Origin of the sequence: Bradyrhizobium sp. SZCCT0231 (assembly GCF_018130245.1) — a bacterium.
GTDB classification, from domain to species: Bacteria; Pseudomonadota; Alphaproteobacteria; order Rhizobiales; family Xanthobacteraceae; genus Bradyrhizobium; species Bradyrhizobium japonicum_F.
Genome location: NZ_JAFCKP010000014.1, coordinates 72034 through 84294 on the forward strand (window position 1 = coordinate 72034; position 12261 = coordinate 84294).

The following is a 12261-nucleotide window of genomic DNA, read 5'->3' on the forward strand; positions in this document are numbered from 1 at the left end:
TGATCAATCTTGATTACATAAATCAATATGAAAAATTCCGATGGGCTGTACCTCTCCGCCCGTGAAGCCGCCGCCGAGCTCGCGATCTCCCCGGCCACCCTCTACGCCTATGTCAGCCGCGGCCTGATCCGCTCCGAGCCGACGCCGGACTCGCGAAAGAACCGCTATCGCGCCGAGGACGTCCGCGCGCTCAAAGAACGGCGCGTGCCGTCCCCCGAGCCGCGCGGGCTGCGCAGCTTCGACGCCGACCTGCCGGTGATGGACACCGAGATCTCGACCATCACCGAGGAGGGCGCGATCTACCGCGGCGTCAATTGCGTCGATCTTTCCGAGAGGGACACGCTGGAGCACACGGCGACGCTGCTCTGGGATGTCGCCGGGGTCGATCCGTTCGATCCGGATAATCAGCCGGAGATATCCGAGGAGATGCGTACGATCGCAGCGGCCGCGCGCCGGGCGGCGCCGATCGACCGCGCGATCGCCGTGCTGGCGCTGGCCGCGAGCGCCGATCCCCGCGCCTTCACCCGCGCGCCCGATGGCCGCGCCATGGTCGGTGCGCGCATCGTCCGCCTGCTGGTTGCGACCATGCTCAATGCCGAGCCGTCGGCCGAGCCGCTGCATCAGCAGGTCGCGCGTGCCTGGGCGGCGGACAACAAGCATGCGCCCGATCTGATCCGCCGCGCGCTTGTGCTGCTCGCCGATCATGAACTGAACGCCTCGACCTTCACCGCGCGCTGCGCGGCGTCGACCGGCCTCAATCTCTACGACGCGGTCATCGCCGGCCTCGCCGCGTTGAAAGGGCCGAAGCATGGCGGCGCCGGCGTGCTGGCCTCGCAGCTCGTCAAGACGCTGGTCGACCGCGACGTCGAGCCGATGGTGCGCGAGCGCGTCGCGCTCGGCGAGCGTTTCGCCGGCTTCGGCCACGGCGTCTACAAGCGCGGCGATCCCCGCGCGCAATCGCTGCTGAACGCATTGTCGCGCGCCGGCGCGCCGCGCAAATTCACCCGCGAGGTGCCGGAGCGGATCGCGGAAGCGACCGGCGAATTCGTCAACATCGACTACGCGCTCGCAGTCCTCGTGCACGCGCTGCGCCTGCCCGCCGGCAGCGAGCTCGCGCTGTTCGCGATGGCCCGCAGCGTCGGCTGGATCGCGCATGCCAGCGAGCAATTGCAGTTCGGCAAGCTGATCCGGCCGCGGGCGAGGTATGTCGGGCCTGCGCCGGGACGGAGGGCGGGGAGTTCGTGATCGCTCCCACATGCGGTCCGGTTCACGGCGGCAGCAGAAGCGCTTAATTGCTTTCCGTCCCGTCCACCTCCGGGCAGGCTTGCAGCACCTTCGATCTCCTCGGGAGCCATTTGTGTCGCAAGCCGTCGCCCTAACTCGCCGCAGCCGCCCCCTTCGCACCTCGACCGAACTGCGTTCGGCGATCGCGATGGCATACGAGCGCATCGAACGTGACCAACACCGCAATTGCTGGATCCATGTGAGGCCCATGGAAGAGGCGCTGGCGGAGGTCGAGGCTCTCGCACGGCGCGGCGCGCAGGGCGAATTGCTGCCTCTGCTCGGTGTGCCTTTCGGCGTGAAGGACAACATCGACGTGGAGGGCATGCCGACCTCGGCGGCCTGTCCGTCCTTCGCCTATGTTGCGGAGCGATCGGCCCGGTGCGTCGAGCGCCTCGTCGCGGCCGGCGCAATCTGTCTCGGCAAGACCAATCTGGATCAATTCGCAACCGGGCTGTCCGGCGCCCGGTCACCTCACGGCGTCTGCCCAAGCGCCGCCGATGATCGCTATATCTCGGGCGGATCGAGCTCGGGCTCGGCCGTCGCCGTGGCGGCCGGTCACGTCGCCTTCTCACTTGGCACCGACACCGGCGGCTCAGGCCGGGTGCCGGCAGGCTTCAACGGCATCATCGGAATCAAGCCGACGGTCGGGCTTGTCTCATCCCGCGGGCTGGTTCCGAACTGCCCCACGCTCGATTGTCCGTCGATCTTCTGCAATTCCGTCGCCGAGGGCAAATTGTTGCTGGAGCTCGTCGAGGGCTTCGACGCGGAAGATCCCTACAGCCGCGAAGCGCACGGCCCGTCATCCGCTGTCCCCAAGGAATTCCGCTTCGGGCGCATTTCCGCCCCTCAGCTCGATTCATTCGGCTCGCCCGAATGCGACGCGCTTTACGAACAGGCTTGCGGGAGGCTGGCGGGACTGGGGGGCGAGGCCCTCGAGATCGACTTCACACCCTTCGTCGAGGCCGGCGAAATGCTCTTCTGGGGACCGTGGATCGCCGAACGCTACGCGGCGATCAGCAAGCTTATTGACGTCGATCATGGTGATCTGCTGGAGGTTACGCGCAAAGTCCTGCATTCTGCGGCGCAATTTTCAGCGGCCGACGCATTCGCGGCGCAACATCGTCTCCTGAAATTGCGGCGGCAGGTCCAGCTCCTCTTCAAGCAGATCGACGTCCTGGTCGTGCCGACTGCGCCGCGTCCTTTCACCATTGCGGAAATGCTGAAAGACCCCATCTTGCTCAATACGCGTCTTGGTCACTACTCCTATTCCGTCAATCTTCTGGATCTGTGTGCGGTGGCGCTTCCCAACGCGACGCTCACCAGCGGCATGCCAATGGGCGTCACCCTGCTGGCACCCGCATGGCACGACCATGCCCTCCTGGACTTCGCCTCGCGATGGCAGCGGGACGATGGCGACGCTCTGTTCGGGCTGAAGGTCTATTCGCGCACCGCCGGTTAGACGATTTCGAGGTCGAGCGCGCGCAGATTCAGAATGACGATCAGGCCCCTGTCGTAGCGGATGATGCCTCTCGCCTGCATGCGCGAGAGCTGCACCGTCACCCATTGTCGTGTCGCTCCGATCAGGTTGGCGAGATCGCCATGGGTGAAAGGAATGCCGAGCACGATCTCGCGGCCGTGCTGCAAGCCGTAGATATTCGAGAGAAAGATCAAAAGACGCTGCAACCGCTCGGTCACCGATCGTGTGCCGAGCATTTGCGCCATGGCCGAGTAGCACCTTGCCTTGAAGGCCAGCGCATCCAGCAGCGCCACCGCGATGGACGCCGACTGAAGCGCGAGCTCGCGCAGAGCGGGACCAGGCAGAAACAGCAGCCGGCTGCGCTCGATGGCAACCGAAGACCACATATGCGCTCCGGTGCCGAAGAGGTCGGGCCCGCCGACGAAATTGCCGCCGAACCAGTAGGCGAGCGTCACCTCACGCCCCGAAGGTGCTGCGTAATAGCTGCGGATCCGGCCGGATTCGATCAGATATATGCCGTTCTGCGTGTCTCCCTGGCGCCAGATATGCTTGCCGGTGTCCAGAACCTCGTGGCGACCGATGGCCAGCACACGGCGCCGGTCAGGCTCGCTCAGATGGTCGAGCAAGCCTGGCAGCGATCTGACCAGAGCATCCGACTCCGCCAGCATGACCCCGGCTGTCGTCTTGAGAGTTGCCGCTGACATTTGCCCGCTCCCTCGTAGCTGGAGCAGATCCATTCAAGAGCTATGCCAGCCTTCGCTGCGGCTCAAAGCACGATGAGTTCTGGTTGAATCGACGCGAGCACAGAACGCGAGTCACCTCTCCCCGCGTGCGGCAGGGCTATCGCATATGAACCTTCGCCAGAGGTCGTCATGCCCGGGCTTGTCCCGGGCATCCACGTTCTTTGTGCTGCGTAGCAAGGCGTGGATGGCCGGGACAAGCCCGGCCATGACGATGTGGAGAGTATCGTGCCCAAAAGTGTACTGCCCATATGCGATAGCCCTGCCGCCGAGGAGAGGTGAACCGCGGACGGCCAGCCGAACCTAATCCCATCGCGCTTTAGGTCACCGCTTCCATTTGCTCGAATGCCTTGCGGCCTTCGGTCCGGATCAGGTCGAGGCAATCCCGCTTGAGCGCGAGATAGGCGGGGTCGGTCAGAATAGCGCTGGAGCGCGGGCGCGGCAGGCCCACGGAGAGGTCCCGCAGGATGCGGCCCGGCCCGGCGCTCATGATCAGCACGCGATCCGACAGGAGAATGGCTTCGTCAATGTCATGCGTGACGAAAACGATCGTGGCGTTGATCCGGTCGCGCAGTTCGAGCAGGTTATCCTGCATCACGGCCCGGGTCTGCGCGTCCAAAGCGCCGAAGGGTTCGTCCATGAGCAGCACACGCGGCTGGTTCGCGAGGGCGCGAGCAATCGCCACCCGCTGCTGCATGCCGCCTGAAAGCGTATGCGGATAGGAGCTCGCGAATTTTGTCAGCCCGATCATCTCGATCAGGTCGTCGGCGATCCGAAGCGCCTCCGTTTTCGACTTGCCGAGCGCGCGCGGTCCGTGCGCGATGTTACGGCGCACCGATTTCCAGGGGAACAGATGCGGCTGCTGGAAGACCATCCCGATATCCGGTCGAGGTGCCAGCATCGGCTTGCCGGCTACCATGACCTCGCCTTCGAACGGCCGTTCGAGGCCCGCCATCGCATTCAAGAGCGTAGACTTGCCGCAGCCCGACGGACCAACCAGCGAGACGAATTCGCCCGGCATCACGGCCAGGGACACTCGGTCCACCGCAATGACCTCGCCGCGCGGCACATCGAAGACGATGCTCAAATTCTCGACCCGGATGGTCGCTTCCGGCGCTGTCGACGAAGGCTCCGGCGGAGCATCCACGAGCCGGAGCGGTGATGTCGGTCGAAGCGGGTTTTGCATCATCGCCACCATACGGCACGCTCGGCAATGGCCGCGAAGGAACGATCGGCGACGAAGGAGAGCAGTCCGAGCGCCGCCAGCCCTCCCATGACCTGTCCGGTCTGCATGTTCTGTTGCGCAATCTCGATCCGGTAGACGATGCCGGCGAACGCGCCCGCCAGCTCGGCGGCCACCAGCGTGTAAAACGAGATGCTGACGGCGGTACGCAGGCCGACAACGATGTAGGGAAGCGCCCCCAGCAGGATGATTTCCGAGAGCATCTGCCGACGTGGCGTGCCGAGCATCAGCGCGGCGCGAATGAGACCGCGATCGACCTTCTGAACGCCGATATGGGTCGCGAGCCATACGGTGAAGAACACCCCCCAGACGACCAGAAAGAGTTTGCCGGCCTCCGACAAGCCAAACCAGAGGATCACGATGGGCACGAAGGCGATCGGGGGGATCGGGCGAAGGATATGAAACAACGGCGAGAGCAGGCTCGAGACCAGCCGGAACCGGCCCGTCAGCACGCCGAGCATGATCCCGCCCGTCGTCCCGATCAGGAACCCCACGGTGACGCGGAACAGGCTCGCTGAAAGGTCGCCGAAAAACTGGCCGCTGTGGATCCAGTCAAGCACGGCGACAGCGACCGTCGACGGCGGCGGGAAGAGCACCGCGTTGACGATCCGCGAGCGCGCGATCAATTCCCATACGCCGACGAAAGCTGGCACGGAGAGCGCGCCGACAAGCACGCTCAGGCGTCCGGCCGTCGTCGCACGGTTGTGTCCGCCGGTGCTCATGGATTGGCCGACAGTGTCACACGTGCGGGATCAAGCGCCTTCAGCGGCGCCGCCGCAATGACCTTCGAGAAATCAGGCATCCCCGCCCCCGGCGGGTGATTGCCGGTCGCGAGCCGCCAGGCCGCGTGTGTCTTCAGCGTCTCGAGCAGCTTGTCGTCGATGCGCACGTGATAGACGTAATCCGACCAGATCGGTGCCAGCTCGTCGCGCTTCATGCCGGTTGCGCCGGCGACGATGTCGATCGCTTCGTCCGGATGGGCCTTGACCCAGCCTTCCGCTTCGATGAGAGCAGCCAGGAATTTGCTGACGATTGCCGGGTTTGCCTCCAGATAGGGCCGCGTCACGACGATGTTGAAGGTTTCCGAATAGAGTCCCTTGGTATCGAGCAGGACGGCCCCCTCGCCGAGCGCCTTCTTTGCATTGGACACGTGCGGCTCCCAGGTGTCGAACGCCTCGATGCTTCCCGCCGCCAGAGCGGGAAGCATCTCCTGGGGGCGAAGGTTGACGAGCGTGACATCCTTGGCGGTCAATCCCGCCGCCTTCAGCAGAGCCGAGGTGTAGACCTCGCTCCCCGTGCCGGCCGTGAAGCCGATGCGTTTGCCGCGCAGATCCGCTTTGGTTCTGATTGCGGCGGACGCCGCCGTCATCGTCTTCAGATCCGAGTACTCCATGCCGGCGACGAAGGCGATCGGCTGCTGGGCCATCGCGGCCGCCGTTACCGGAGCTTCGGCGGTCGTCGCGATATCCGCTCCTCCTCCCATCACAGTGTCGAGGCACTGCTTTCCGCTGGTGAAATTCGAGACCGAGATATCGAGTCCCTGCTTGCCGAAGAGGCCGTTCGCCTTGGCGACAATCGCAAGGCCCGAGATCGGTGCGAGGTTCTGCGCAAGCCGTGCCTTCAGGATCTCTTCGGCGTTGGCCTGGGAAGCCGGATTCAAGATGCCCGCACAGGCCGAGATCGCAAACGAGACCATACGAAGAGCTGTTTTCGAGCGCATGCAACCACCTCCGGTCATATCGGCGGCCGCAACGGCCAGCCTGTGATTAGAGGAGGGTCATCCGAAGGCAATGCGCCGTGAAGCAATTAATCGACAACGTGTCCCGCTGACAAACATTTGCGCATCGCGGATCCGTGGCGGATCGCAATTTGGGCAGCGGAAAGCTCTGTTTGCCCGCCTCTTGTGCGGCGTGCTGTGCGGCCTGCGGTCCTCATCCCATGCCGGCTATTCGGCCGTCGTGCTTGAGAGCAGCAAGGTCGAGGCCGCGACCGGACCGCCGGGCGCCGCGCCATCAGGCCCGTGGCTTGGCTTCCGCGGGCGCGCTGCCGTGCCGGCGGCGGATGGCCCAGATCGCAAGGCCGGCAACGATCGCAACCCCCGCCACGGTCAAAATCCAGATGTGCTTGCCGACATGTCCATGATGATGCAGCCCGGCATATTCGTGCAGCGCCGACACCGCCAGCACGCCCGGCAGCACATGGGCGGGCGCCCAGGCCAGGATCGCCGGGATATTCACCGCGTAGAATTTCGCGGGCGCCATGCCCAGCGCGCCGGCGGTCACGGGGACGAAGGCGCGGATCGGCGGCACGAAGCGGGCGAAGAACACGGCCCAGGTGCCGAAGCGGTTGAAGAAGCTTTCGCTCTCCGCGACCACGCGCGGATAATTGGTCAGCGGCCAGGTGTTGAGGATCTCGCGCTGCCGCCGGTGCCCGATCCAATAGGCCGATCCGTCACCCAGCACCGCGCCCAGCGCCGCCGCCAGCAGCACCCATGGCAGCTGCAGCTCGCCGCCCGGCACCAGGGCGCTCAGCGCCAGGATGATGGTCGAGCCGGGGATCACCGATCCCGCCACCGGAACGGCTTCGAGCAGCGCCGCCAGGAACAGGGTCAGATAGCCCAGCCACGCATGGGCCGAGACGAAGGAGATGAGGGGATCGAGGAAGGACGTCACGTCGTCTCTGTGGCGGGCTGGCGCGCGGGGCTTTGCACCCTACATAAGTAAGGAGAGCCGGCGAAATTTGCCATTCGCATAGGCTGGGCCATTTTCCCCGGGTGCGAAATGCGGGCGTGATTCGCAAGGCAGCCCTCCAAAATCTGCGTTCCTTGCCTATCTAAATGAAAAGACAATGGAACTTTGATTGGAGGGCGGGCTTCTGCCCGCCACTTGTCTCTGATAGGTTGCTTTCCAGCACCCAGCCGCAGCCAACGTGCGAATAACCGGTTTCGGGACCGCCCGGGACCTCGGAGGATTGATGACGACCGCCGCCCTGTCCAAAGTTGAGGAAGTTTCCGGTCTGCCCGACATGAAGGTGTCGGTGCGCCAGGTGTTCGGGATCGACAGCGATCTCGAAGTCCCCGCCTATTCCGAAGTCGATCCTCATGTGCCCGAAGTGGATTCCGATTACCGCTTCGACCGCGCCACCACGCTGGCCATTCTCGCCGGCTTCGCCAAGAACCGCCGCGTGATGGTGACCGGCTATCACGGCACCGGCAAATCCACCCATATCGAGCAGGTCGCCGCCCGCCTGAACTGGCCCTGCGTGCGCGTCAACCTCGACAGCCACATCAGCCGCATCGACCTCGTCGGCAAGGACTCCATCGTGGTCCGCGACGGCAAGCAGGTCACCGAATTCCGTGACGGCATCCTGCCCTGGGCGCTCCAGCACAATGTCGCGCTGGTGTTCGACGAATACGATGCCGGCCGCCCGGACGTGATGTTCGTGATCCAGCGCGTGCTGGAAGTCTCGGGACGCCTGACGCTCCTCGACCAGAACAAGGTGATCAAGCCGCACCCGGCCTTCCGCCTGTTCGCGACCGCCAACACCGTCGGTCTCGGCGACACCTCGGGCCTCTATCACGGCACCCAGCAGATCAACCAGGGCCAGATGGACCGCTGGTCGATCGTCACCACGCTGAACTATCTCAGCCATGACGAGGAAGTGGAGATCGTGCTGGCCAAGGCCAAGCACTATCGCACCCAGGAGGGCCGCGACATCGTCAACAAGATGGTGCGCCTCGCCGATCTCACCCGCAACGCCTTCGCCAACGGCGATCTGTCGACGGTGATGAGCCCGCGCACGGTGATCACCTGGGCGGAAAACGCCGACATTTTCGGCGATATCGGCTTCGCCTTCCGCGTCACCTTCCTCAACAAGTGCGACGAGCTCGAGCGTCCCCTGGTCGCCGAGTTCTACCAGCGCTGCTTCAATGCGGAGCTGCCGGAATCGGCGGTCAACGTGGCGCTGAGCTGAGCGGGATGTCGTCCCGGACAAGCGAACTCCTGGCGGCGCAAAGCGCCGTCTGGAGGAAGCGCAGATCCGGGACCTCCGCGCGAGCGCTTGCGCTCGTCGCGACCAACCACAAGCCGTGGTTATTGCGCGAGCTATCAGTTGCCACCTTTCGCCAAATGACGTCCTGTGGTTATGGGTCCCCGCGCCCCGTGCGCAATTGCGCACTAGGCGGCGACGACAGGTCAAGCTGAGCTTGGGACGACGGTGAGATCGAGATGAGCACCACCTCCAACTCCAAATTCCGCAGCAACAAGGAAGCGCCGACCGAGCCGTTCAAGCGCTCGGTGGCCTCCTGCCTCAAGGCGATCGCGAAATCGCCCGAGCTCGACGTCTCCTTCGCCGCCGAGCGCCCCGGCCTTGCGCCGGGCAAGGCGCGGCTGCCCGAGCCGGCGCGCAAGATGACCAAGCGTGACGCCGCCATCGTGCGCGGCCACGCCGATTCCATCGCCCTCAAGCTCGCCTGTCACGATCCCAAGGTTCATCGCAAGCTGATGCCCGGCAATCCGCAGGCGCGGGGCGTGTTCGAGGCGGTCGAGCAGGCTCGCGTCGAGGCGATCGGCGCACGCCGCATGGCGGGCGTTGCCAAGAACCTCACCGCGATGCTCGACGACCATTTCCATCGCGGCAAGTTCGACGAGATCACCGACCGCGCCGATGCGCCGCTGGCGGACGCGCTGGCGATGCTGGTGCGCGAGCGCCTGACCGGCATGGCGCCGCCGACGGCGGCGAAGAAGATGGTCGACCTCTGGCGTCCCATTCTCGAAGACAAGATCGGCAAGCGGCTCGACCGGCTCGACGGCGTGGTCGAGGACCAGACCAGGTTCGGCGATGCCGTGCATGATCTGCTGTCGGCGCTCGAGCTCGGCGACGAGCGCAACGCCGACAGCGAGGACAATGACGAGAACGACGAGAACCAGGACGGCGACAACGATCAGTCCGGCGCCGAAGGCTCGCCCGATTCCGATGCCGCCCAGGAGATGAGCGCCGACCAGGCGCAGGCGACCTCGGAGGAGATGAGCGAGAGCGCGATGGAAAGCGCGCAGGCCTCGACCTCCGATACGTTCGACGACGGCGAGCTCGGCGACGACGAGACGCCGGGCGAGGCGACGCGTCCGAACGCGCATGGCAGGAACGAGCCGCGCGGGCCGGAATATCACGCCTTCGCGCCGAAATTCGACGAGGTGATCGCGGCCGAGGACCTCTGCGACCATGACGAGCTGGAGCGCCTGCGCGCCTATCTCGACAAGCAGCTCGCGCATCTGCAAGGCATCGTCGCCCGCCTCGCCAACCGCCTGCAGCGCCGCCTGATGGCGCAGCAGAACCGCGCCTGGGAGTTCGACCTCGAAGAGGGCATCCTCGACCCCGCGCGGCTGTCGCGCGTCGTCACCGATCCCTATCACCCGTTGTCCTTCATGCACGAGAAGGAGGCGACGTTCCGCGACACCGTGGTGACGCTGCTGCTCGACAATTCCGGCTCGATGCGGGGACGCCCGATCACGGTCGCCGCGACCTGCGCCGACATCCTCGCCCGCACGCTGGAGCGTTGCGGCGTCAAGGTCGAGATTTTGGGCTTCACCACGCGCGCCTGGAAGGGCGGGCAATCGCGCGAAGCCTGGCTTGCCGCCGGCAAGCCGGCCAATCCCGGCCGCCTCAACGATCTCCGCCACATCATCTACAAGTCCGCCGACGCGCCCTGGCGCCGTGCGCGCAAGAATCTCGGCTTGATGATGCGCGAGGGGCTGCTGAAGGAGAACATCGACGGCGAGGCGCTGGACTGGGCGCACAAGCGCCTGCTGGCGAGGGCCGAGCAGCGCAAGATCCTGATGATGATCTCGGACGGCGCGCCGGTCGACGATTCCACGCTGTCGGTCAATCCCGGCAATTATCTCGAGCGGCATCTGCGCCACATCATCGAGGAGATCGAGACCCGCTCGCCGGTCGAGCTGATCGCGATCGGCATCGGCCATGACGTCACGCGCTACTATCGCCGCGCGGTGACGATCGTGGATGCCGAGGAGCTCGGCGGTGCCATCACCGAGAAGCTCGCCGAACTGTTCAGCGAGACCAACACGGCGCCCACGCAAGCACCCGGTCGCCCGCGACGCAAATTGCATTCGTGAGCACGCTTTCATCCCGCCGCAGCTTTCTCAGGCACGCTGCGGCAGGATTCTCCACTCTCGCGCTCCCCCGCCTGGCGCAGGCGCAAGCGGTGGCCGAGCCACGTGCGCTCGAACGCGCCGTCGCCGCGCCCGTCAGCGTCGAGGTCAACGCGCGCCCAATTCCCAATTTCGAGCCGCGCGATCGGACGCGCACGCGCTTCGGCTCGCTGGAATATCGCAGCGGCCTCGTGCTGACCTCGCCCTATCGCGGCTTCGGCGGCCTGTCCGGCATCCGCTTCCTCGACGGCAAGGGTGAGCGCTTCCTCGCGATCTCCGACCAGGGCGGCTGGTTCACCGGCAGCATCCGCTATTCCGGCCGCGACATGGTCGGCCTCACGGAGGTCGAGGCTGCGCCGCTGCTCGGCGCCGAGGGGCGGCCGATCACGGACAAGCGCCTCTGGTGGGATTCGGAATCGCTCGCGCGCGACGGCAACCTCGTCTATGTCGGGCTCGAGCGCGTCAACCAGATCCTGCGCTACGATTTTGCCAAGGGCGGCACGCGGGCCCGCGGCGAGGTGATCGGCGTCCCGCCGGCCTTGCGCAAGCTGCCCTCCAACAAGGGGCTGGAGGCGATGGTCGTCGTGCCCAAAGGCCAGGGTCAGGCCCAGCCGCTCGCGGGCACGCTGATCGCGTTCTCCGAGCGTGGGCTCGACGCCGACGGCAACCTCGTCGCCTTCCTGATCGGCGGCCCCACGCCCGGCCAGTTCAGCGTGCGCCGCACCGAGAAATACGACATCAGCGACGCCGTGCTGCTGCCCTCCGGCGAGCTCTTGATCCTCGAACGCAAATTCTCCTGGTTCACCGGCGTCAACATCCGCATCCGCGCGATCCCCCTGAAGGCAATCGCGCCGGCTGCGCTGGTCGACGGCCCCGCGCTGTTCGCCGCCGATCTCGGCCATGAGATCGACAACATGGAAGGCATCGACGCCCACGTCACGGCGGACGGCGAGACCGTGCTGACCCTGATCTCCGACGACAATTTCTCGATGCTGCAGCGGACCCTGCTGCTGCAATTCACGCTCGCGGAGTAGGGCCGTTGTCGTTCGGCAAACTCCGCTGTCGTCTCGGACGCGCCTTAAATCTCTCTGTCGTCCCGGACAAGCGCGCCTCAAGCGCGCGCCGATCCGGGACCCATACCCACAGGAAGAAGTTTGGCGAAGACTTGGAGTGGGCATCTCGCGCCATAACCACGTCCTGTGGCTATGGATCCCGGATCTGCGCTGACGCTTGTCCGGGACGACAGCGAACTTGTGGCGTCATCTCGCCTCAAACCGCCATTGCGGAAATGCACGCCTGGGCTACCCGCCATTCCCCCGCGCGCCTAGCAATCCGCGCATCCCTCACTAC

At 65.4% G+C, this 12261-nt stretch carries 10 protein-coding genes; 5 read left to right on the top strand and 5 right to left on the bottom strand.

What is annotated here, in order from left to right; genetic code table 11:
• Nucleotides 1-27: 27 nt before the first annotated feature.
• Both JQ566_RS26160 and atzF read left to right on the top strand, forming a co-directional pair.
• Nucleotides 28-1245, top strand: coding sequence for a citrate/2-methylcitrate synthase (locus tag JQ566_RS26160; RefSeq protein ID WP_212377744.1), 1218 nt, complete (start codon nucleotides 28-30; stop codon nucleotides 1243-1245).
• A gap of 112 nt (nucleotides 1246-1357) precedes the next feature.
• A complete protein-coding gene (atzF, locus tag JQ566_RS26165; protein WP_349643356.1) occupies nucleotides 1358-2743 on the top strand; it encodes an allophanate hydrolase in 1386 nt (461 codons plus the stop codon).
• On the opposite strand, the gene JQ566_RS26170 is transcribed toward atzF, so the two are convergent.
• From JQ566_RS26170 to JQ566_RS26190, 5 genes are all read right to left on the bottom strand, one after another.
• On the bottom strand, nucleotides 2740-3465 hold the full coding sequence (locus JQ566_RS26170; protein ID WP_212377748.1) for a Crp/Fnr family transcriptional regulator: 726 nt from the start codon (nucleotides 3463-3465) through the stop codon (nucleotides 2740-2742). The two genes, atzF and JQ566_RS26170, sit on opposite strands and share 4 nt — an antisense overlap.
• A gap of 355 nt (nucleotides 3466-3820) precedes the next feature.
• The gene (locus tag JQ566_RS26175; protein ID WP_212377750.1) at nucleotides 3821-4699 is read right to left on the bottom strand and encodes an ABC transporter ATP-binding protein; all 879 of its coding nucleotides are present in this window, start codon (nucleotides 4697-4699) and stop codon (nucleotides 3821-3823) included.
• Nucleotides 4687-5466, bottom strand: coding sequence for an ABC transporter permease (locus JQ566_RS26180; protein WP_212377752.1), 780 nt, complete (start codon nucleotides 5464-5466; stop codon nucleotides 4687-4689). Before JQ566_RS26180 ends, JQ566_RS26175 begins: the two co-directional genes overlap by 13 nt.
• Nucleotides 5463-6464, bottom strand: a complete 1002-nt coding sequence (locus JQ566_RS26185; RefSeq protein ID WP_249139815.1) for an NrtA/SsuA/CpmA family ABC transporter substrate-binding protein — start codon at nucleotides 6462-6464, stop codon at nucleotides 5463-5465. Before JQ566_RS26185 ends, JQ566_RS26180 begins: the two co-directional genes overlap by 4 nt.
• A 292-nt stretch (nucleotides 6465-6756) precedes the next feature.
• Nucleotides 6757-7416: a DedA family protein gene (locus JQ566_RS26190; RefSeq protein ID WP_212377754.1), complete on the bottom strand. Its 660-nt coding sequence runs from the start codon at nucleotides 7414-7416 to the stop codon at nucleotides 6757-6759.
• Between the two features lie 301 nt (nucleotides 7417-7717).
• Between JQ566_RS26190 and cobS the strand changes: the two genes are divergently transcribed.
• The 3 genes from cobS (at nucleotide 7718) to JQ566_RS26205 (ending at nucleotide 11945) form a co-directional block, all read left to right on the top strand.
• Nucleotides 7718-8716, top strand: a complete 999-nt coding sequence (gene cobS, locus JQ566_RS26195) for a cobaltochelatase subunit CobS (protein ID WP_024339250.1) — start codon at nucleotides 7718-7720, stop codon at nucleotides 8714-8716.
• Between the two features lie 254 nt (nucleotides 8717-8970).
• Nucleotides 8971-10875, top strand: coding sequence for a cobaltochelatase subunit CobT (gene cobT, locus JQ566_RS26200; RefSeq protein ID WP_212377756.1), 1905 nt, complete (start codon nucleotides 8971-8973; stop codon nucleotides 10873-10875).
• Nucleotides 10872-11945, top strand: a complete 1074-nt coding sequence (locus JQ566_RS26205; RefSeq protein WP_212377758.1) for an esterase-like activity of phytase family protein — start codon at nucleotides 10872-10874, stop codon at nucleotides 11943-11945. The genes cobT and JQ566_RS26205 overlap by 4 nt, the downstream gene beginning before the upstream one ends.
• The last annotated feature ends 316 nt before the right edge of the window (nucleotides 11946-12261 follow it).

What these genes read in the sequence shown, in the direction of transcription:
- JQ566_RS26160 (WP_212377744.1), top strand. Translation starts at nt 28, where the DNA reads ATGAAAAATTCCGATGGGCTGTACCTCTCCGCCCGTGAAGCCGCCGCC.
- JQ566_RS26170 (WP_212377748.1), bottom strand. Translation starts at nt 3,465, where the DNA reads ATGTCAGCGGCAACTCTCAAGACGACAGCCGGGGTCATGCTGGCGGAG.
- JQ566_RS26175 (WP_212377750.1), bottom strand. Translation starts at nt 4,699, where the DNA reads ATGGTGGCGATGATGCAAAACCCGCTTCGACCGACATCACCGCTCCGG.
- JQ566_RS26180 (WP_212377752.1), bottom strand. Translation starts at nt 5,466, where the DNA reads ATGAGCACCGGCGGACACAACCGTGCGACGACGGCCGGACGCCTGAGC.
- JQ566_RS26185 (WP_249139815.1), bottom strand. Translation starts at nt 6,464, where the DNA reads ATGCGCTCGAAAACAGCTCTTCGTATGGTCTCGTTTGCGATCTCGGCC.
- cobS (WP_024339250.1), top strand. Translation starts at nt 7,718, where the DNA reads ATGACGACCGCCGCCCTGTCCAAAGTTGAGGAAGTTTCCGGTCTGCCC.
- cobT (WP_212377756.1), top strand. Translation starts at nt 8,971, where the DNA reads ATGAGCACCACCTCCAACTCCAAATTCCGCAGCAACAAGGAAGCGCCG.